Genomic DNA, 19657 nt, shown 5'->3' with positions numbered 1-19657 from the left:
TCGGTTCATACGTTCCTCCGGCCCCGTCTGTAGCGCAGACGGGGCCGGTCTTTGTCAGCCTGATAGTTCTGGTGGTCGGCGTTCGGTGCGCCGATGCGGTACGGAAGGACGGTCCCCGTGACGGAGGCAGCGGAGCTCCCCCCTGCGCCCGAGCAGGCGCGCGAGGTGTTCGGCGATCGCTTCGCGGACGCGGTTCGCTATGCGGAGCTGCTTGCCGAGGCTGGTGTGCAGCGTGGTCTGATCGGCCCACGCGAAGTGCCCCGTCTGTGGGAGCGGCACATCCTGAACTGCGCGGTGCTTTCGGAGGTCGTGCCCGAGGGCGTGACGGTCTGCGACGTCGGCTCGGGAGCCGGGCTACCGGGCATTCCCCTGGCGCTCGTCCGTGAAGACCTGAAGATCACGCTCCTGGAGCCCCTGCTCCGCCGCACGAACTTCCTCACCGAGGTCGTGGAACTGCTGGGCCTGGACCATGTGACGGTGATGCGTGGCCGGGCCGAGGAGGTCATGGGGAAGCTGCCGCCGGTGCACGTCGTGACCGCCCGGGCCGTCGCTCCGCTGGACCGGCTGGCCGCCTGGGGCATCCCGCTGCTGCGTCCGTACGGGGAGATGCTGGCCCTCAAGGGGGACACCGCCGAGGAGGAGCTGAAGGCGTCCGCCACGGCCCTGAGCAAGCTCGGCGCGGTGGAGACGTCCATCCTGCATGTGGGTGAGGGAGTGGTGGATCCCCGGTCCACAGTCGTGCGGGTGGAAGTCGGGGAGAGCCCGGGCGGTGTGCGGTTCGCGGCCAAGCGCGCCAAGGCGGCGCGCACCGGGCGTACGCGTCGGCGTCGCTGATCCGTCCTGACGACGAGACGTACTCCACACAAGCTGCCAAACCTACGCATGCCGGAGTGTCGCGACAGTTCGGCCGCCGTCGCTGTGCATCGTGTTTCACGTGAAACGTCGCTCACTGCTCCACGGCATCATCGGCCGCGGCCGCGCCGCGGCCGAAACCCGCGACCGCAAGCCTCTTGGATCACTCGATGAGGGAACCGAGTTGTCCACAGAGGTGGATTTCTCCACAGAACACCAGGCCTCACTGGTTCACGACCCCGAAGGCATGGGAGGCTCTGTTCATTGCGAGCCTGAAGTCGAGGAGAGTGAATCCTTGCGGTCCGACGCCAACATCGCGGGACCGATGACCGATCCGGTCCCCGGTCCCCGTACCGAGTCGTTGGGGGAGGATGTTTCACGTGAAACACCGCCCCCGATGGACGACACTCCGATCGGTCGTGCCGCCCAACTGGCGGTGGAGGCTCTGAGCCGAGCCGGCGAGGGCCTGCCACGGCCCGAGCAGACCCGTGTCATCGTGGTCGCCAACCAGAAGGGTGGCGTGGGTAAAACGACGACGACGGTCAACCTCGCCGCTTCGCTGGCTGTCCACGGTGGCCGCGTCCTCGTGGTCGACCTCGACCCGCAGGGCAACGCGTCCACAGCCCTGGGCATCGATCACCACGCCGAAGTCCCATCGATCTACGACGTTTTGATCGACAGCAGGCCGCTGGCCGAAGTCGTTCAGCCGGTCCCGGATGTCGAGGGACTCTTCTGCGCACCCGCCACGATCGATCTCGCCGGTGCGGAGATCGAGCTGGTGTCCCTGGTGGCACGTGAGAGCCGACTGCAGCGGGCCATCCAGGCGTACGAGCACCCGCTGGACTACATCCTCATCGACTGCCCGCCCTCTCTCGGACTGCTGACGGTCAATGCCCTCGTCGCCGGTGCCGAGGTTCTCATCCCGATCCAGTGCGAGTACTACGCGCTGGAGGGCCTGGGGCAGCTGCTGCGCAACGTCGATCTGGTGCGGGGTCACCTCAACCCCAACCTGCATGTATCGACGATCCTGCTCACCATGTACGACGGCCGGACGCGGCTCGCGTCCCAGGTCGCGGACGAGGTGCGCACCCACTTCGGCGACGAGGTGCTGCGGACGAGCATTCCCCGCTCGGTCCGTATCTCCGAGGCGCCGAGCTATGGACAGACGGTTCTCACCTACGATCCGGGATCGAGCGGTGCCCTGTCCTATCTTGAGGCGGCACGAGAAATCGCGCTGAAGGGTGTCGGTGTCAGCTACGACCCGACGCAGGCCCATATCGGCGCCCAGAACAACGCGAGCATGGTGGAGGGTCTCCAGTGAGCGACCGACGGAGGATTGGCCTGGGCCGTGGTCTCGGCGCACTGATCCCTGCTGCCCCGACCGAGCCGACGGTGGCTCCGGCCGCCGTGGGGACGTCCCCCACGGCTGTCCCGACACTGCCCAGCGAGCGCGGTATCGCCGCGGCGAAGGTGACAACGCTGCCGCCGGTTTCACATGAAACCGAGGAGCCCTCGCCGAACGGTGTCGCGGACACCCCCGCGCCCCCCATGGGCGCCCACTTCGCGGAGCTCCCCCTCGACTCCATCACGCCGAACCCCCGCCAGCCGCGCGAGGTCTTCGACGAGGACGCGCTTCAGGAACTGGTCACCTCCATCAAGGAGGTCGGCCTCCTCCAGCCGGTCGTCGTACGGCAGTTGGGTCCCGCCCGCTACGAGCTCATCATGGGCGAGCGGCGCTGGCGGGCCTGCCGTGAGGCCGGCCTGGAGGCGATCCCGGCGATCGTGCGGGCCACGGACGACGAGAAGCTTCTCCTGGACGCCCTGCTGGAGAACCTGCACCGCGCGCAGCTGAACCCGCTGGAAGAGGCAGCCGCCTACGACCAGCTCCTGAAGGACTTCAACTGCACGCACGACCAGCTGGCCGACCGCATCGGCCGGTCCCGCCCGCAGGTCTCCAACACCCTGCGTCTGCTGAAGCTTTCGCCGGCGGTCCAGCGCCGGGTCGCCGCCGGAGTCCTCTCCGCCGGTCACGCGCGGGCGCTGCTCTCCGTGGACGACTCGGAGGAACAGGACCGGCTCGCCCATCGCATCGTGGCCGAGGGCCTGTCGGTGCGGGCCGTCGAGGAGATCGTGACCCTCATGGGTTCGCGTCCCCAGACGGCGCAGCGCTCCAAGGGCCCGCGGGCCGGCACCAGGGTCTCGCCGGCACTGAGCGACCTCGCGACCCGTCTCTCGGACCGCTTCGAGACGCGGGTGAAGGTCGACCTCGGCCAGAAGAAGGGCAAGATCACCGTCGAGTTCGCCTCCATGGAAGACCTGGAGCGGATCCTCGGCAGCCTGGCTCCCGGCGAGGGACCGGTCCTGCAGAAGAGCCTTCTGGAGGGCGACTCCGAGGACGACGAGGCATAGCGAGTCTGTGAGCGGGCCGTGTCCGGTGTGTACCGGAACACGGCCCGCTCTTTGCTTTCAGGCGGTATCGATGCAATCGCTTGGTGGATACGATGCGTTCGGGTATGGCGCATCCACCCGGCAGTACCTCTGAGAGGGAGACAGGGGCCATGCGAACGATGAGCCGCACCGGACTGGTGAGCGCGGGCCTGGGGCTGGGCGCGGTCGGCGGCTTCGTCGGCAGCCTGCTGAAGGAACGGAACGCTCTGACGGCCGCCCGCGACGCGGCGGGCGAAGGAAGCGAGGAACAGCCTTCATGGGGCGCCGGCTCGTACCGCTCACGCTGGACAACCTTCAGGACCTTCCCCAGCGCTGTCGCTCGTGCGTCTTCTGGGAGCTGGACCCCGTCAGCGGTGAAGCCGCGGTAAGGGCGGGCACGGCCGCCCTGGAGAAGGAATCCTGGATCTCGGCCGTCCTGCTCGACTGGGGATCCTGCGGCCGGGTCGTCTACGTCGACGACGTACCGGTGGGCTTCGTCCTCTACGCCCCTCCGGCCTACGTTCCCCGCTCCACGGCTTTCCCCACGAGCCCGGTGTCGCCGGATGCGGTACAGCTGATGACGGGCTTCATCCTGCCGGGCTACCAGGGGCAGGGGCTCGGCCGGGTGATGGTGCAGACGGTCGCCAAGGACCTGCTGCGTCGGGGCTTCAAGGCCATCGAGGCGTTCGGGGACGCCCGCTGGAAGGAACCGGCCTGCGTGCTGCCGGCCGACCATCTCCTGGCGGTGGGCTTCAAGACGGTACGGCAGCACCCCACCTATCCCCGGATGAGGCTGGAACTGAGGACCACACTCTCCTGGAAGGAAGACGTGGAGATGGCCCTGGACCGGTTGCTGGGGGCCGTGCAGAAGGAGCCGGTGCTCCGGCCCCTCTAGCGGCTACGACGGATGCCACCAACGCGAAGGGGCCGACCCGTCCGGGTCGGCCCCTCGATGTTTCACGTGAAACGTCACTCGGCGATGAAGTCCTCAAGGTCGCGGACGATCGCGGCCTTCGGCTTCGCACCGACGATGGTCTTGGCGACCTCGCCACCCTGGTAGACGTTCAGTGTCGGGATGGACATGACGCCGTACTTGGCGGCCGTACCCGGGTTCTCGTCGATGTTGAGCTTCACGACCTCGATCTTGTCGCCGTACTCCTTGGCGATCGCCTCGAGCGACGGAGCGATCTGGCGGCACGGACCGCACCAGGCGGCCCAGAAGTCCACCAGGACAGGCTTGTCGCTCTTGAGGACGTCCTGCTCGAAGGAGTCGTCGGTCACGTTCTTCAGGTCGGCCACGGCTGGGGCTCCTTTTACTGGTGTGCGGTGGGGCGGGAGGGGGTCAGACAGAGGTCTTCTCGGGCTCGGCCTGCTCCTCGTCCGCGAGGGCGGCGAGGTAGCGCTCGGCGTCGAGAGCGGAGGAGCAGCCGGTGCCGGCCGCGGTGATCGCCTGGCGGTAGGTGTGGTCGACCACGTCACCCGCGGCGAACACACCCGTCACGTTGGTGCGGGTCGAGGGGGCGGCGACCTTGAGGTAGCCCTCCTCGTCCAGGTCGAGCTGGCCCTTGAAGAGCTCGGTGCGCGGGTCGTGGCCGATCGCGATGAACAGGCCGGTGACCGCCAGGTCTGAGAGCTCGCCGGTCTTGAGGTTGCGCAGCTTCAGGCCCGACAGCTTCGGGTCGCCCTGGATCTCGGCGACCTCGCTGTCCCACACGAACTTGATCTTCGGGTCGGCGAAGGCGCGCTCCTGCATCGCCTTGGAGGCGCGCAGGGTGTCCCGGCGGTGGACGATCGTCACGGACTTGGCGAACCGGGAGAGGAACGTGGCCTCTTCCATCGCGGTGTCGCCGCCGCCGATCACGGCGATGTCCTGGTCCTTGAAGAAGAAGCCGTCACAGGTGGCGCACCACGAGACACCGCGGCCGGAGAGGGCGTCCTCGTTCGGCAGGCCGAGCTTGCGGTGCTGCGAGCCGGTGGCGACGATGACGGCCTTCGCCTGGTGCACGGTGCCTGAGGTGTCCGTGACGGACTTGATCTCACCGGCCAGGTCGACGGAGACGATGTCGTCCGGGACGAGCTCGGCGCCGAAGCGCTCGGCCTGGGCGCGCATGTTGTCCATGAGCTCGGGGCCCATGATGCCTTCCTGGAAGCCGGGGAAGTTCTCCACCTCGGTGGTGTTCATGAGCGCGCCACCGGCGGTGACGGCGCCCTCGAACACCAGCGGCTTCAGCGACGCGCGCGCGGTGTAGAGCGCCGCCGTGTAGCCGGCGGGCCCGGAGCCGATGATGATCACGTTACGGACGTCGCTCACGGCTTGGTTCCTCGTCTCTGGACTGCGTCGTCGGACCGGTGGGAGCCCACTCGGAACTCTCACCCCACCCAACGGATCCTAAGGGGCGTGCATTCCCGCTGTGTCCGGGCACACGGGGAGGCGACACCGTACGGGATACCACGGAGGGAGACGCTGAACCGTGCGCGCTCTCAGAGCGGCCGCGTGTGCGCTCAGGAGCGGTTGTAGGTGTGCTTCAGAAGGACCTTGGCGTCGCCGGCCGACGGGTGCGTGGCACAGGTCGCGTCCATGATGTATGCGGTCACCTTGGTGCTGTCCGACGTGTCGGTGAGAACGACGAGCAGGGCGTCCGTTCCCTCGAAGGTGCCCTTCTTGGTTGCCAGCGCTGCGTCGTCGCTGCCGATTCCCCTCTGGACGCAGGTGGGGACCGTGGGCGCCTTGTCGATCTTGGGTGACACGACCCCCGGGTCGTCGCCGCCGCCCAGCGCACCGACGCTGCTGTTGTGGGGGGCGGTGGATCCGCGTCCCGAGGTCTGCTTCTGGACGAGAAGGTCGGCGACGTCCTTCTCCAGCTTCTTCTCGGAGAAGGTGTCGGCCGCGGTGGTCTGCCGCCCGTTCGCCTCCGTTCCGGAGGGCTTGCCGTCGTTGAACGTGGCGATCAGTACGGAGCCGAGGCCCAGAGCGGCGACTGCGAAGACACTGCCGAGGACGGCGACCCTGCGGCGTCCGGCCCGCTTGCGGTTCTTGCGGCCGGGGCCGGTGCTCGAACCACGTGCATGACCGGAGGGGCGGTCTGCCGGTGCCGATGTTTCACGTGAAACATGCGCGTCGTCGGGTGCCGTCGCGTTCAGCAGGGCCTCCGCGGCGAGGGCGGCGTCGATCCGGCCGGCCACATCCGCGGGCATGTGAGTGGGCCCCGGAAGAGTGCCGAGCAGCCCCCGGATCTCCTCCAGCGACGTGTAGACGTCTGCGCAGAGCTCGCACTCGTCCAGATGCTGCCGAACGTCGGTGGTCCGGGACGGCGTGAGCAGTCCCTCGGTGAGGTCGGAGATCTCGGCGACGTCCGGGTGTCCGGTCATGTCCGTCGTGGATGTCACGCTCGCCCACCTCCGCCCTTCACAGCAGCTGAATCACTTGGCCCGGTATCGCGCGGACCGGCATTCGGCGGTCCCGCTGCCGGTGGGACGGATGTCCCCTGCGCCCGGTTCCGCCCCTCACCCTGTTCCTTTCCACCACCGGCATTTTCCGGCCGCAGATGGGTGAGCAGCGGCAGCAGTCTGGCTCTGCCCCGGGCGCAACGGCTCTTCACCGTGCCGGTCGGGACGTCGAGCATCCGGGCGGCCTCGGCGACGGGATAGCCCTGCATGTCCACGAGGACCAGCGCGGCCCGCTGGTCCGGCGGGAGCGTGCCGAGCGCCTCCAGCAGCTGGCGGTGCAGATCGTTGCGCTCGGCCGGAGCCGATGCCTCCTCGTGGGGCTCCAGGAGCTGCTCCAGCCGCTCCGTGTCGTCCACCGGAGAGGTCTTGCGTGAGGCGGCCTTCCGGGCACGGTCGAGGCAGGCGTTCACGGTGATCCGGTGCAGCCACGTCGTGACGGCCGACTGGCCGCGGAAGGTGTGGGCGGCCCGGTAGGCAGAGACGAGGGCGTCCTGGACGGCGTCAGCGGCCTCCTCGCGGTCGCCCAGCGTCCGCAGGGCCACGGCCCACAGTCGGTCGCGATGACGCCGTACAAGCTCGCCGAAGGCGTCCGGGTCGCCCTCTACGTGGCGGGCCAGGAGGTCCTGATCGCTCGTGTCGCCGTATGCGGTGTCATCTGCCATCGGACCCCCTCCCCTGGGATGCGGTGTCTTGTCAGCCCTTGAACGTGACGTCGGTGATGGCCTGTTTGTAGCCGGCGCCCGTGTACGCGCTCGGGTCGGCGCCCGAGTACGGCACCGCGGTGATCCACACCAGGACGTACTGCGTCTTCACCGACTTCTTGAGCGTCACCGTGGCGGTGTTCCCGCTCGTGGTGATGCTGCCGATCTTCGTCATGTCACCCAACGAAGAAGGCGTCAGCGAGTCGGAGGAGTACAGGTCCACCGTGGTGTGGTCGCCCGCGTACCGGAGGCCGACGGACGCGGTGTCGAGCTGCTGCGCCGAGCCGAGGTCGTAGATGATGCCCACACCCGGCTTGTACGGCGCGAGGGTCGGACCCTTTATGAAGGTGTTGGTCTTCCAGAAGGTCGAGCTCTTGCCGTCGTACGTCTTGGCGACGTCGCCCGGGTGCTGAGCATCTCCCTTGGCGACGAACTCCTGGGCCCCCTGGACCGAGAGCTTCTTGACCGGCTTCGTCTTGTCGCCGTTCTTGTCGTTCCCGTCCGTCGTCTGGCTCTTGTTGGTGTCGTCGGACTTGTTGCCGTTGTCCATGAGGACTTCCGCGAGCTGCCAACTGCCCAGCCCCAGCGCGGCGATGAGGAGGGCGGAGACAGCCCACTTCAGTGCCTTGCCGGTACGGCTCTGCAGGGGAGCGGGCGGGGGCGGCACGGGCTGGGTGACACCGGGGCGCGGCGCCGGGCGGCCGTAGCTGCCCTGCTGGTACGTCGTGCGCTGGTACTCCGGCGGCGCGGTGTACGCCGGCTCCGGCGGGCGGATGCGGGGCATCTCGCCGATCGCCTTCACCAGCTCCTCAGGCGTGGTGCACGGAGCCTCGTGCCGGGAGGCGGTCGCGCCGTCGTTGGCGAGCGCGCGCATCGACAGCTCGGACAGGCCCCGGTGGACCCCGGCCCGCACCTGGTCGGGCGCGATCAGACCGACGTCCTTGGGCAGCCCCGCCAGGCCGTAGGCGTCGCTCTCGTACGGCCAGCGCTGGGTGAGCGCCGCGTACAGAAGCGCACCGATGGACTCCGTGTCCGTACGCTGCGGGGTCTCGGAGTTGATGCCACGCAACGCCGCGTTCACGGCGAGACCGCGGATGCGCCACTGGCCGCTGGAGGTGCGCAGCACGGCGTTGGGGTTCAGCCGCAGATGCGCCAGACCCTCACGGTGCGCGGCAGCCATCGCCGAGGCGATCTGACTGACCATCTGGTACGCCTCGTGTGGCTCCAGCGGGCCCGGGTCGATCAGGGTGGTCAGCTCGACCGCGTCGGGCAGCCACTCGTGAACGACGTAGACGAGGTCGTTCTCCTCGACCGCGTCGAGTACCTGGACGAAGCGCGGGTCACCGAGCAGCGCCGAGGATCGAGCCGCGGCCAGCACGGAGCGCGCCCGTGCATGGTCCGCCGGCAGGATGTGGACGCCGACGGCACGCCGGAGTTTCTCGTCCACCGCGCGCCAACTGCTGAATCCGTCCAGTCGGGTGACGCACTCCTCCAGCCGGTACCGTCTGGCCAGCTTGTGGCCGCTGTGCAGCTCGGGTGGTGAGGCCTTCTCGGGACCCTCGGCCCCGCCACTCCCCTGTGCCTCGTCGATGTCCGTGTCCCGCTCCCGGTTCTGGGCCACCCCGTCGGCCGTGGACTGGTCCGCCTGTGCGGTCAGCGGCTCGTCGCCGCTGTTGTCTGCCACGTCGACGGCAGCCGTGCTCCGTTCCGCCACCGTCGTTCCTGCCTCCCCATTCATTGCGCGCCGACCGACTTCCGTGCGCGCCGTCCGACGCCGAAACCAATTGTGCCCACAGTCCGCCGCTATGCACGACACACGGTGGCGGACGATGGTTGTGCGCATACCCCCCTGTCAGCGGCCCAGCCGCCCGCGGACCATGCCGACCAGTGAATTCAGCTCCTCGATCCGCATCTTGCGCGCGGCGACGAAGAAGATTCCGAGCAGTACCGCCCCGCCCGCGAGCAGGGCCGCGAAGGAACCGATCACACCCTGGCCGAGCGTGTGGCCGATCCCGTAGCAGGCCGCACCGCTGAGGGCGGCAGCCGGTACCGATGCGATGCAGAGTCTGGCGTACGTTCGCAGGACACGCGCACCGTCCAGGTCGCCGCCCAGCCGCTTGCGCAGCCGGTTCCAGGCGACGCCGACGCCGATCGCGTAGGCGAGACCGTACGACGCGGCCATGCCGGCCACGGCCCAGCGCGAGGGCAGCACCAGGTAACACAGCACCGAGGCGCCCGCGTTGACCGCCGCCACGATGACCGTGTTGTAGAAGGGCGTCCGGGTGTCCTCGTAGGCGTAGAACGCGCGCAGGACGACGTACTGCACGGAGTACGGAATCAGGCCCAGCGCGAAGGCCATCAGCATGAAGCCCATGTTCGTGGCCTCGCTGATGCCCGAGGAGCCGAAGATCAGCGTGCACATCGGGATGCCGAGGGCGAGGAAGCCGAAGGAGATCGGGACGATCGCGACGGCCGTGGTGCGCAGGCCCTGGGAGATGTCGTCGCGCACGGCGCCGGCATCGTCCTCGGCCGCCGAGCGCGAGATCCGCGGCAGCAGGGCGGCCATCAGCGAGACCGTGATGATGGCCTGCGGCAGGCCCCAGATCAGCTGGGCGTTGGCGTAGGCGGCGAAGCCGGTGCCGTCGACGGGCGAGGCCTTGCCGGCCGAGGTGGACAGCTGCGAGACCACGATCGCGCCGGCCTGGTTGGCGAGGACGAACAGGACGGTCCACTTGGCGAGCGTCACGGCCTTGCCGAGGCCGTGGCCCTTCCAGTCGAACCGCAGCCGCAGCCGGAACCCGGTCTCGCGCAGGTACGGGATCATCGCCAGGGACTGGACGACCAGTCCGAGCAGCACGCCGATGCCGAGGAGCCGCTGGCCCTCCGGCGGGATGTTGGTGACCTTCATGCCCGAGGTGGCGGCGGTGCCGTACACCCACATGAACATGCCGAGCGTCACGATGATGACGATGTTGTTCAGGACCGGTGTCCACATCATCGCGCCGAACTTTCCGCGGGCGTTGAGGATCTGCCCCATCACCACGTGGACGCCCATGAAGAAGATCGAGGGCAGGAAGTAGCGGACGAAGGTGACGCCGACCTCGTTGGCCGCCGGGTCGCTCGCCACAGAGTCGGACAGCAGGCGGATCAGGAGGGGCGCGCCGAGCACCGCGAGGACCGTGAGCGCGCCGAGCGCGACCATGACCAGGGTCAGCAGACGGTTGGCGTAGGCCTCGCCGCCGTCCTCGTCCTCCTTCATGGCGCGCACCAGCTGCGGCACGAAGACGGAGTTGAGGCCGCCGCCCACGGTCAGGATGTAGATCATCGTCGGCAGCTGGTAGGCGACCTGGAAGGTGTCACCGAGCAGGCCGACGCCGAGCGCGGAGACGATCAGCGCGGAGCGGATGAAGCCGGTGAGGCGGGAGACCATGGTGCCGGCTGCCATCACGGCGCTGGACTTCAGCAGGCCGCCGGCCCGCCCGCCCTTCTTCGCCGGGGCCACCGGCGCAGCGACGGGGGCCGTACCGAGGTTCATGGTCTGATCGGCGGCGGGCGTGGCGGCGAGGTTCATCGTCCGGTCGGCCGCGGGCACGGGAGCCGTCGGCTGCGGGTACTGCGACGCCGGGGGCGGCCCGCCGGGGGCGGCGGCGGGGCCCGGTACCGACGGGGGATCCGTGGGGCGGCCGCTGCCCTGCTGCTGGTCCCGGAAGAGATGCGCGAAGGCGTCCGGCTCGTGGCGCTCCTCGCCGGCCTGGGTCACCAGGTCGTCGACGCCCACGAACTGGGTCGTGCGGGGGTTGTCGCCGTAGGGCAGGTACTGGGTCGGCCCCTCCGGCTCCGGCGCCGGGGTCTGGGCCCACATCTGCGGGTCGGGGGCGTACGCGGACTGCTGCGGCCGGCCGTACAGGGGCTGCTGCGGCTGGTACGTGCCCGGGGGCGGCGGGGGGTGTGCGGCGCGGTCGTAGAGTGCCTCGGCGACCGGGTCCTGGGCCGACAGGTCCTGTGCGCGGTAGGGGTCCTGGGCGTACGCGTCCTGGAGGTACATGTCGGCGGGCGACTGCGGCGGCACCTGGCCGGGCTCGGGCGGCAGGCCCTCGGGGTCACCCGAGGGACCTGCGGCCTGGCCGCGGTCACCGTCGTACGGCGCGTTCATGGCTACCCCACCTCATCGTCCCGGGCCCACCGGCCACGACATCGCTCAACGGTCCACTCTCTCACCCGTGCCGGACGGGTCGGCGCTTTCCGCTGCGGTGTCCGCTGAAGGGTCACTCGGCTGCTCCGGGTCGCCTGCCCGGGCTTCCGTGCCCGACTCCTCCTCAAGACGGTCCGCGGGGCCCTCGGGGTTCTCCGGCCCGCCGGCTGACTCGCCCGCCTCGTCCGGACCGTCCCCCTCGGCCTCACGGGCAGCGGCCCGCTTGCGCTGGGTGTACATCCGGAAACCGGCCAGGACGAGCAGCAGGAAGCCGCCGCCGATGACCAGCATCACCGTGGCCGTGAACTCGGTGACCTTGACGTCGAAGTCGACCTCGGCGCCGTACTTCTGGCCGTCCTGTGTGTACAGCTGGGCGACCACCGTCGCCTGGCCGTTGGCCTTGGCCGAGGTGGTGAACTTCACCGTCTGGCTGTGCCCGCCGGAGACCTCGACGGGCTGCTCGTAGTAGTCGTGGCCGCCGATCTGGAGGCGGTTGGGGCTCTTCGAGGTGAGCCGCAGGGTCAGGTGCTCGACGCCCTGCACCAGGTTGTTCTGGACGGTGACGGGGATCGTGGCGCTGCGTCCGGAGAGCTTGGTGTCGGACTTGTCGATCAGCTTGACCTGGCTGGTCAGGCCGGAGAGATAGCCCTGCACGCTGTCACGGAAGCTCTGCGCGGCGACGGCCCGGCCACGCCAGGACGTGGACATCTCGCGGTTCATGGCCCGCCCGAAGGGGGTCACCACCCGGGACTCGTCGGTGAGGATCACCCGGAAGTTGTCGAGGCTGTCCTGCGTGGCCGCGATCTCCTCGAACGCCGACCGCGGCAACTCCTGCTTGCGCAGCGAGGAGGGATACGCGGACGACGACGGCACCTTGGTGGTGGCACCGGAGTCGGGCTTGGCCTTGGCGGCGGCCGTGAGCTTCTGGGTCTGGGACCAGTTCCCGCCCTGGAGGGCCGTCACCGCCTCCGCCATCGCCTGGGCCTGGCGGGCCGTCGGCATGCGCTGTGGGGCGACGACGATGCTGCGCTGCTTGTCGGTCTGGACGTTCAGCGCCAGGCTCTGGGCGAGGAACTGCTGCACGGCGAGCGTGGTGGCGTTGGCCTTCGTCAGGTCGCCCTGGAAGGCCGTCGACAGCCGGGCGTCCGCGACCACCGCCGTCGTACCGCCGCCGACAGGGCGGGCCGCGGAGGGCGTGTAGGGCAGGCCGCCGGTCTCCTGGAGGCTGTCGCTGCGGGCGATGATCTTGTCGGCGCCGGCCGAGGTCGCGACCTTGACGATCGACGGGTCGACGGCGCCGTCCACGGGCCAGGCGAAATCGGTGCTCGGCGTCACGTGCAGCACCGTCTCCACCGTGGTGGCGGCGACATCGGTGGCCTCGTTGAGATGGCTCAGGGAGCCGGTGACGCCGGTGCCGTTGTGGGCCAGGGAGGCCAGGTCCGGGTCGGCGAAGGGCAGGGCGACGACTTCGTTGCCCGCGACCGCCGACTGCAGCTCGTCGAGCCACTCCTTGGCGACAGCCTGGTGCGTGCCGGTCGTGGTGGTGCCGTCGTCGTTCCGGATCTTGTAGCTGCCGGTCATCGCGTCGACGGAGGCCAGCAGGTCCGGGTCGATCACCCAGGTGACGTCCAGGTCCTTGCCGAGCGAGAGCATCTCGTCCAGGCGGCCGCCGGGGGCGATCTCCGCGGCGAGGTCGTCGTTGCGGAAGACCGGCGTCTGCTGTTCGTTCGACCCCGTCTCGGCCGTCATGTGGACCGTGGAGACGAGCGGCCACAGGAACGTCGTTTTCGTCTTGGTGTCCGCCCCTTCCGGCTGCCACGGCAGGAAGGTCCGCTGGACGCCGAGAACCTGGTCCCACGGCTGTGCGGAGGTCTCGCCGGACAGGGAGACGGCGAACTGGTAGACCCCGTCGTCGCCCAGGTCCAGCTTGTCGACCGGTACGGAGATGCTGAAGTGCTCGGCGACCCCCGGGGTGAGCTTGCTGAACTTCTCGACGTACTTCCCGCCGACCACCGGACCGGTCGCGCCCTGGACGCTGTCGCTGTTCTTGGCGGCGCTCTCGATGCCCGAGCGGGTGCTCAGCTCGGGGCCGACCCGGAGGTCCACCTGGGCGCCGGTGACGTTCTGCTTGCCGTTGTTGGTCACCGTGCCCGAAACGGTCAGCGTGTCGCCGTCGGTCGGAGCGTTGGGACTCAGGGAGTCGAGGGCGACGGCCACCGTGCCGGCGCCCGAGGCGTCTTTCAGTGAGGCCTGACCGGCCGCTGCCGCCGGCGCGGCGGCGGGCAGCTGTAGCAGGCCTGCCAGCAGAGGCGCTCCGGCGAGCAGTGCTCCGGAGCGCCGCAGCCAGCGGCGGGCAGGTGAGGGACTCGTCCCCTGGAGGTCTGCCGCTTCGGCCACGCGCTAGCCCGTCCCGTCGTCGTCAGTGGTCGTCGCAATGTGCGTCCACGCATGGTAACGATGCGCGCCGAGGGGAAGTGCCGCGGTCTGCTCCACAAGATCGGGTAGCAGGGTCGGGGCGTCCTTTATGTGTCGGTGTAAAGGCGCGTCCTCGGTGGAGTGTGGACGTTTAATGGAGGCGCTCGCGGTCGCCGGGGCCACGTACCCTCTTCTGTTGTGCCGAACGCCAACGAAGACACTTCCAGTGCCCTGAGCCAGGTGCCGCACCCCGCGTCGAGTGAGGCGCTCCGGGTGGCCCCTGTCGCCGACGACCTCGCCCGCCGTTTCCAGGAGGCCGGGTTCTCACTCGCCCTGGTTGGCGGCTCGGTCCGGGACGCGCTGCTCGGGCGGCTCGGCAACGACCTCGACTTCACGACCGACGCGCGCCCCGAGGACGTCCTCAAGATCGTCCGGCCCTGGGCGGACGCCGTCTGGGAGGTCGGGATCGCCTTCGGCACGGTCGGTGCGCAGAAGGATGGATACCAGATCGAGGTCACTACCTACCGCTCCGAGGCCTACGACCGGACCTCGCGCAAGCCCGAGGTGTCGTACGGCGACTCCATCGACGAGGACCTCGTCCGGCGCGACTTCACCGTGAACGCGATGGCTCTCGCGCTTCCGGAGAAGAAGTTCATCGACCCGCACGGCGGCCTCGACGACCTCGCGGCACGTGTGCTGCGGACCCCGGGCACGCCCGAGGCGTCCTTCTCCGACGACCCGCTGCGGATGATGCGCGCGGCCCGCTTCGCGGCCCAGCTGGACTTCGAGGTGGCTCCCGAGGTCGTGACGGCCATGACGGAGATGTCGGGGCGTATCGAGATCGTCTCCGCCGAGCGGGTCCGGGACGAGCTGAACAAGCTGATCCTTTCCGCGAACCCGCGCAAGGGCCTGACGCTCCTCGTCGACACCGGTCTCGCGGACCACGTGCTGCCCGAGCTGCCGGCCCTGCGACTGGAGAGCGACGAGCACCACCGCCACAAGGACGTCTACGAGCACACGCTCATCGTCCTGGAGCAGGCGATGGCACTGGAGGAGAACGGTCCCGACCTGGTTCTCCGGCTGGCCGCGCTCCTCCACGACATCGGCAAGCCGCGCACCCGCCGCTTCGAGAAGGACGGCAGGGTCTCCTTCCACCACCACGAGGTGGTCGGCGCGAAGATGACGAAGAAGCGCATGACGGCGCTGAAGTACTCCAACGAACTGGTGAAGGACGTCTCGCAGCTGGTCGAACTCCACCTGCGTTTCCACGGATACGGCACCGGCGAGTGGACGGACTCGGCGGTCCGCCGCTACGTCCGTGACGCGGGCCCGCTCCTCGACCGCCTCCACAAGCTGACCCGCTCGGACTGCACGACCCGCAACAAGCGCCGGGCGGCGGCCCTCTCGCGGGCATACGACGGCCTGGAGGAACGCATCGCCCAACTCCAGGAGCAGGAGGAGCTGGACTCGATCCGCCCGGACCTCGACGGCAACCAGATCATGGAGATCCTGGGAGTCGGCCCCGGCCCGGTCATCGGCAACGCCTACAAGCACCTGCTGGAACTTCGTCTGGAGAACGGCCCGATGGAGCACGACGCTGCGGTGGCTGCCCTCAAGGAGTGGTGGGCCGAGCAGAGCTGAGGTCATGAAGCGGGGTCATGTTTCACGTGAAACACGACCCCGGTGCGGTGGAGACTCAGGCCCGGACGCGCTGTGTGGCGTTGTTTCACGTGAAACAACGCCACACAGCGCGTCTTCTCTTTACTTGTAGTCCTTCAGGCAGAGCAGGAAGTCGCTGCCGTCACCGGACTCGGTGTACGTGTACTGGAAGTCCTTGGCCGCGGCCTCGCACTTCGATGACGCGGTGATCTCGGTGGTGTACGAGCCCTTGATCTTGGCCAGCACTACGTACTGGGCCTTCGCGGAGCTGCACTCGACGACCTCGAGGTCCGGGTTGGTGTCGGAGGTGCTGCCGCGGTGCATGCAGTCGCCGACCTTCGCCGTGTCGGCGTCGTCCTTGCTGGCTATGTAACCGCCGATGGCCGCGACGACGGCGATCACGAGGACGATGACGAGTCGTATCGCCTTGAAGCTGAACCGGCGGCGGGGCTGCTGCGGGACCGGGGCGTACGGCGCTCCACCCGGAGGGAACCCGGGCTGGCCCGGCTGCTGAGGGTAGCCGCCCTGCGGAGGGTAGGGGGCCTGGGGCTGCGGCTGGCCGTAGGGCTGCTGGCCCTGAGCGAACGGGTTCTGGCCCTGGGGCGGCGGAGTGGTCACTTGGGGGTCCCCCTAGAACAAGTAGATGAGCTGCGCACATAAGAGGTGCGTAAGACGCAGGTAAGTTACCGGCCCCCACTGACACTGATGTGCTTCAGAGGGACTCTGTGGCTTTGATGTGACACTTACCGGCGTTCAAAGCGGGCCATAGCCCCAGCAACCGCCCCGTAGACAACGGAGACTGTGACCACCAGCGTTACCGAGCGGCCGTCCGGCGGGAGCATCAGGGCGGCCACCGCGGCGGCGCCGACGAAGGCGATGTTGAACAGGACGTCGTAGACGGAGAAGATCCGGCCGCGGAACCCGTCGTCGACCGAGGACTGCACCAGCGTGTCCGTCGCGATCTTCGCGCCCTGGGTGGTCAGGCCGAGGACGAAGGTGGCGACGAGCATGGGGGCGACGGCGAACGGGAGGCCGAGGGCGGGCTCCAGTACCGCCGCAGACGCGGCGCAGACGACGATCCAGTGGCCCGGTCCGAGCCGTCCCGCCGCCCAGGGCGTCACCACGGCCGCCGCGAAGAAGCCTGCCGCCGATGTGCCCAACGCCAGCCCCAGCAGCCGTAGTCCGTCGTCCGTGTTCGAGGAGAAGGAGTACCGGCAGAGCATCAGCAGCATGACCAGCAGGGCGCCGTAGCAGAACCGCATCACGGTCATCGTGAGGAGCGCCCAGGCGGCCTCCCGGCGTGCCGGTGCCGCGAGATGGCGTACGGCCGCAGACAGGGCGCGTGCCGTGCCGGAGAGCGCGGCCCCCAGGCTCGGCTGGACCAACTCACGGTCGGGGCCCAGCTGTTCGGGCGTGAAGCGCAGGGACGCGAACGCCGCGCACAGGTACAGGACCGCACCCAGCAGCACCACGGCCGCGTCGGAGTCCGCCACCACCAGCCGTACGACGAAGGCTAGTCCGCCGCCGGCGGTCGCGGCGAGCGTACCGGCGGTCGGGGAAAGGGAGTTGGCCATCACCAGGCGCTCGGCGTCGACCACGCGCGGGAGGGCGGCGGACAGGCCGGCGAGGACGAAGCGGTTGACGGCGGTGACGCACAGCGCGGAGACGTAGAAGAGCCAGTCCGGCACCTGGGCGAGGATCAGGACGGCGGTCGCGCAGGCCATCAGGGCGCGCAGCAGGTTGCCGTAGAGGAAGACCTGGCGGCGGCGCCAGCGGTCCAGGAGGACGCCGGCGAACGGGCCCACCAGGGAGTACGGGAGCAGCAGGACCGCCATCGCGGAGGCGATCGCGGCGGCCGAGGTCTGTTTCTCGGGCGAGAAGACGACGTAGGCGGCGAGCGCGACCTGGTAGACGCCGTCCGCGCCCTGGGAGAGCAGTCGTACCGCGAGCAGGCGTCGGAAGTTCCGGAAGCGGAGCAGGACGCGCAGGTCACGGACGACGGCCATGGGGCACAGCCTCACATACGGAGAGGGTCCCCGGGTCGTGGAACCCGGGGACCCTCACAGCCCTGGCAGGAGCGTTTTCAGCGAGCCTTGGCGCGTGGCGAGGGGTCTCGCTAGCGCTCGACTTCCCCCTTGATGAACTTCTCGACGTTGTCGTACGCCTCGTCGTCGAAGTACTGGACCGGCGGGGACTTCATGAAGTAGCTCGACGCCGACAGGATCGGGCCGCCGATACCGCGGTCCTTGGCGATCTTCGCGGCGCGCAGGGCGTCGATGATGACACCCGCGGAGTTCGGGGAGTCCCAGACCTCGAGCTTGTACTCCAGGTTCAGCGGGACGTCGCCGAAGGCGCGGCCCTCGAGGCGGACGTACGCCCACTTGCGGTCGTCCAGCCAGGCGACGTAGTCCGACGGACCGATGTGGACGTTCTTCTCGCCCAGGTCGCGGTCGGGGATCTGCGAGGTGACGGCCTGCGTCTTCGAGATCTTCTTGGACTCGAGGCGGTCGCGCTCCAGCATGTTCTTGAAGTCCATGTTGCCGCCGACGTTGAGCTGCATGGTGCGCTCGAGACGGACACCGCGGTCCTCGAACAGCTTCGCCATCACACGGTGCGTGATGGTCGCGCCGACCTGCGACTTGATGTCGTCACCGACGATCGGGACGCCCGCCGCGGTGAACTTGTCCGCCCATTCCTTCGTGCCGGCGATGAAGACCGGAAGGGCGTTGACGAAGGCGACCTTGGCGTCGATGGCGCACTGGGCGTAGAACTTCGCCGCGTCCTCGGAACCGACGGGCAGGTAGCAGACGAGGACGTCGACCTGGCGGTCCTTCAGGATCTGGACGACGTCCACCGGCTCCTCGGTGGACTCCTCGATGGTCTCGCGGTAGTACTTGCCGAGACCGTCGTGGGTGTGGCCGCGCTGGACCGTGACGCCCTTGTTCGGGACGTCGCAGATCTTGATGGTGTTGTTCTCGCTGGCGCCGATGGCGTCCGAGAGGTCGAGGCCGACCTTCTTCGCGTCGACGTCGAAGGCGGCGACGAACTCGACGTCACCCACGTGGTAGTCGCCGAACTGGACGTGCATCAGGCCGGGGACCTTGGACGCCGGGTCGGCGTCCTTGTAGTACTCGACGCCCTGCACCAGCGACGCGGCGCAGTTGCCCACGCCGACGATGGCTACGCGAACCGAACCCATTCCGGTTGCTCCCTGTGTGTACGAGTGAGGCCCTGACCGGGCGCTCACGTGGCGGTGTCGTCGGGCGTATCCGTCCCGGGGATGTCCCCGGGACGGGGCAGGACGCCCGGCGCTCCAGATGTGTTGTTCTGCTGAGCGGGCCCCCCGGAGGTGGGTCCCTTGAGGTCCCGTCCGGCCCGCTCGCTCTCGATGAGCTCGTTCAGCCAGCGCACTTCGCGCTCCACGGACTCCATTCCGTGGCGCTGGAGCTCGAGCGTGTAGTCGTCGAGGCGCTCCCGTGTGCGGGTCAGCGAGAGGCGCATCTTCTCCAGACGCTCCTCCAGCCGGCTGCGGCGGCCCTCCAGCACGCGCATGCGCACGTCTCGCGACGTCTGCCCGAAGAAGGCGAAGCGAGCGGCGAAGTGCTCGTCCTCGTACGCGTCGGGGCCCGTCTGCGAGAGCAGCTCCTCGAAGTGCTCCTTACCTTCCGCCGTCAACCGATAGACGATCTTGGCGCGACGCCCTGCGAGTGGAGCTGCGAGGGCGTCCTCGGGGGTGTTCCCCGATTCCTCGATCAACCAGCCGTTGGCGACCAGCGTCTTGAGGCAGGGGTAGAGCGTCCCGTAGCTGAAGGCGCGGAACACGCCCAGCGACGTGTTGAGCCGTTTGCGCAGCTCATAGCCGTGCATCGGGGACTCGCGGAGCAGGCCGAGTACGGCGAACTCGAGGATCCCGGAACGCCGGCTCATCCGCTCGCCTCCTCGCCTTTATCTCGCTCCGATGTAT

At 69.0% G+C, this 19657-nt stretch carries 16 protein-coding genes; 5 read left to right on the top strand and 11 right to left on the bottom strand.

Annotated features, from left to right (window positions below; genetic code table 11):
- Positions 1 to 117: 117 nt before the first annotated feature.
- The 4 genes from rsmG (at position 118) to ACQEWB_RS24475 (ending at position 4174) form a co-directional block, all read left to right on the top strand.
- Complete coding sequence (gene rsmG, locus ACQEWB_RS24490; RefSeq protein ID WP_432834430.1) at positions 118 to 834, top strand: 16S rRNA (guanine(527)-N(7))-methyltransferase RsmG; 717 nt, start codon at positions 118 to 120, stop codon at positions 832 to 834.
- A gap of 265 nt (positions 835 to 1099) precedes the next feature.
- Positions 1100 to 2173, top strand: a complete 1074-nt coding sequence (locus ACQEWB_RS24485) for an AAA family ATPase (RefSeq protein ID WP_432843983.1) — start codon at positions 1100 to 1102, stop codon at positions 2171 to 2173.
- Entirely contained in the window at positions 2170 to 3261 is a 1092-nt protein-coding gene (locus ACQEWB_RS24480) for a ParB/RepB/Spo0J family partition protein (RefSeq protein WP_432834428.1), read from the top strand. Before ACQEWB_RS24485 ends, ACQEWB_RS24480 begins: the two co-directional genes overlap by 4 nt.
- Before the next feature lie 295 nt (positions 3262 to 3556).
- Positions 3557 to 4174: a GNAT family N-acetyltransferase gene (locus ACQEWB_RS24475; RefSeq protein ID WP_432834426.1), complete on the top strand. Its 618-nt coding sequence runs from the start codon at positions 3557 to 3559 to the stop codon at positions 4172 to 4174.
- A gap of 74 nt (positions 4175 to 4248) precedes the next feature.
- Here the strand turns inward: ACQEWB_RS24475 and trxA are convergent, their stop codons facing one another.
- From trxA to ACQEWB_RS24440, 7 genes are all read right to left on the bottom strand, one after another.
- A complete protein-coding gene (gene trxA / locus ACQEWB_RS24470; protein WP_058924306.1) occupies positions 4249 to 4578 on the bottom strand; it encodes a thioredoxin in 330 nt (109 codons plus the stop codon).
- A gap of 43 nt (positions 4579 to 4621) precedes the next feature.
- Positions 4622 to 5590: a thioredoxin-disulfide reductase gene (gene trxB / locus ACQEWB_RS24465; RefSeq protein ID WP_432834424.1), complete on the bottom strand. Its 969-nt coding sequence runs from the start codon at positions 5588 to 5590 to the stop codon at positions 4622 to 4624.
- A gap of 191 nt (positions 5591 to 5781) precedes the next feature.
- Positions 5782 to 6666 (bottom strand): anti-sigma factor family protein, encoded by an 885-nt coding sequence (locus ACQEWB_RS24460; RefSeq protein ID WP_432834421.1) that lies wholly within the window; start codon positions 6664 to 6666, stop codon positions 5782 to 5784.
- Positions 6663 to 7388, bottom strand: a complete 726-nt coding sequence (gene sigM / locus ACQEWB_RS24455) for an RNA polymerase sigma factor SigM (protein WP_432834419.1) — start codon at positions 7386 to 7388, stop codon at positions 6663 to 6665. Before sigM ends, ACQEWB_RS24460 begins: the two co-directional genes overlap by 4 nt.
- Positions 7389 to 7419: 31 nt before the next feature.
- A complete protein-coding gene (locus ACQEWB_RS24450; RefSeq protein ID WP_432834417.1) occupies positions 7420 to 9141 on the bottom strand; it encodes a protein kinase family protein in 1722 nt (573 codons plus the stop codon).
- A gap of 138 nt (positions 9142 to 9279) precedes the next feature.
- Complete coding sequence (murJ, locus tag ACQEWB_RS24445; protein ID WP_432834415.1) at positions 9280 to 11580, bottom strand: murein biosynthesis integral membrane protein MurJ; 2301 nt, start codon at positions 11578 to 11580, stop codon at positions 9280 to 9282.
- Between the two features lie 45 nt (positions 11581 to 11625).
- A complete protein-coding gene (locus ACQEWB_RS24440; protein ID WP_432834413.1) occupies positions 11626 to 14016 on the bottom strand; it encodes a DUF6049 family protein in 2391 nt (796 codons plus the stop codon).
- Between the two features lie 216 nt (positions 14017 to 14232).
- On the opposite strand from ACQEWB_RS24440, the gene ACQEWB_RS24435 reads away from it, so the two are divergent.
- On the top strand, positions 14233 to 15675 hold the full coding sequence (locus ACQEWB_RS24435) for a CCA tRNA nucleotidyltransferase (RefSeq protein WP_432834411.1): 1443 nt from the start codon (positions 14233 to 14235) through the stop codon (positions 15673 to 15675).
- Positions 15676 to 15795: 120 nt separating this feature from the next.
- On the opposite strand, the gene ACQEWB_RS24430 is transcribed toward ACQEWB_RS24435, so the two are convergent.
- The 4 genes from ACQEWB_RS24430 to ACQEWB_RS24415 all read right to left on the bottom strand — a co-directional run bounded on the left by ACQEWB_RS24430 (position 15796) and on the right by ACQEWB_RS24415 (position 19620).
- Positions 15796 to 16311: an LppU/SCO3897 family protein gene (locus ACQEWB_RS24430; protein ID WP_432834408.1), complete on the bottom strand. Its 516-nt coding sequence runs from the start codon at positions 16309 to 16311 to the stop codon at positions 15796 to 15798.
- 125 nt (positions 16312 to 16436) lie between these two features.
- Positions 16437 to 17699, bottom strand: coding sequence for an MFS transporter (locus ACQEWB_RS24425; RefSeq protein ID WP_432834406.1), 1263 nt, complete (start codon positions 17697 to 17699; stop codon positions 16437 to 16439).
- Between the two features lie 110 nt (positions 17700 to 17809).
- Positions 17810 to 18892 (bottom strand): inositol-3-phosphate synthase, encoded by a 1083-nt coding sequence (locus tag ACQEWB_RS24420; protein ID WP_432834404.1) that lies wholly within the window; start codon positions 18890 to 18892, stop codon positions 17810 to 17812.
- A gap of 44 nt (positions 18893 to 18936) precedes the next feature.
- Positions 18937 to 19620 carry a PadR family transcriptional regulator gene (locus ACQEWB_RS24415; RefSeq protein WP_432834402.1) on the bottom strand — a complete coding sequence of 228 codons (684 nt, stop codon included), beginning with the start codon at positions 19618 to 19620 and terminating at the stop codon, positions 18937 to 18939.
- Positions 19621 to 19657: the final 37 nt, after the last annotated feature.

Source organism: Streptomyces sp. CA-249302 (assembly GCF_050936785.1).
In the GTDB taxonomy this organism is placed as follows: domain Bacteria; phylum Actinomycetota; class Actinomycetes; order Streptomycetales; family Streptomycetaceae; genus Streptomyces.
Note: the sequence above shows the minus strand (reverse complement) of the source record. Positions and strands in the feature narration are given on the sequence as shown.

What these genes read in the sequence shown, in the direction of transcription:
- ACQEWB_RS24485 (WP_432843983.1), top strand. Translation starts at nt 1,100, where the DNA reads ATGGGAGGCTCTGTTCATTGCGAGCCTGAAGTCGAGGAGAGTGAATCC.
- ACQEWB_RS24475 (WP_432834426.1), top strand. Translation starts at nt 3,557, where the DNA reads ATGGGGCGCCGGCTCGTACCGCTCACGCTGGACAACCTTCAGGACCTT.
- sigM (WP_432834419.1), bottom strand. Translation starts at nt 7,388, where the DNA reads ATGGCAGATGACACCGCATACGGCGACACGAGCGATCAGGACCTCCTG.
- murJ (WP_432834415.1), bottom strand. Translation starts at nt 11,580, where the DNA reads ATGAACGCGCCGTACGACGGTGACCGCGGCCAGGCCGCAGGTCCCTCG.
- ACQEWB_RS24425 (WP_432834406.1), bottom strand. Translation starts at nt 17,699, where the DNA reads ATGGCCGTCGTCCGTGACCTGCGCGTCCTGCTCCGCTTCCGGAACTTC.
- ACQEWB_RS24420 (WP_432834404.1), bottom strand. Translation starts at nt 18,892, where the DNA reads ATGGGTTCGGTTCGCGTAGCCATCGTCGGCGTGGGCAACTGCGCCGCG.
- ACQEWB_RS24415 (WP_432834402.1), bottom strand. Translation starts at nt 19,620, where the DNA reads ATGAGCCGGCGTTCCGGGATCCTCGAGTTCGCCGTACTCGGCCTGCTC.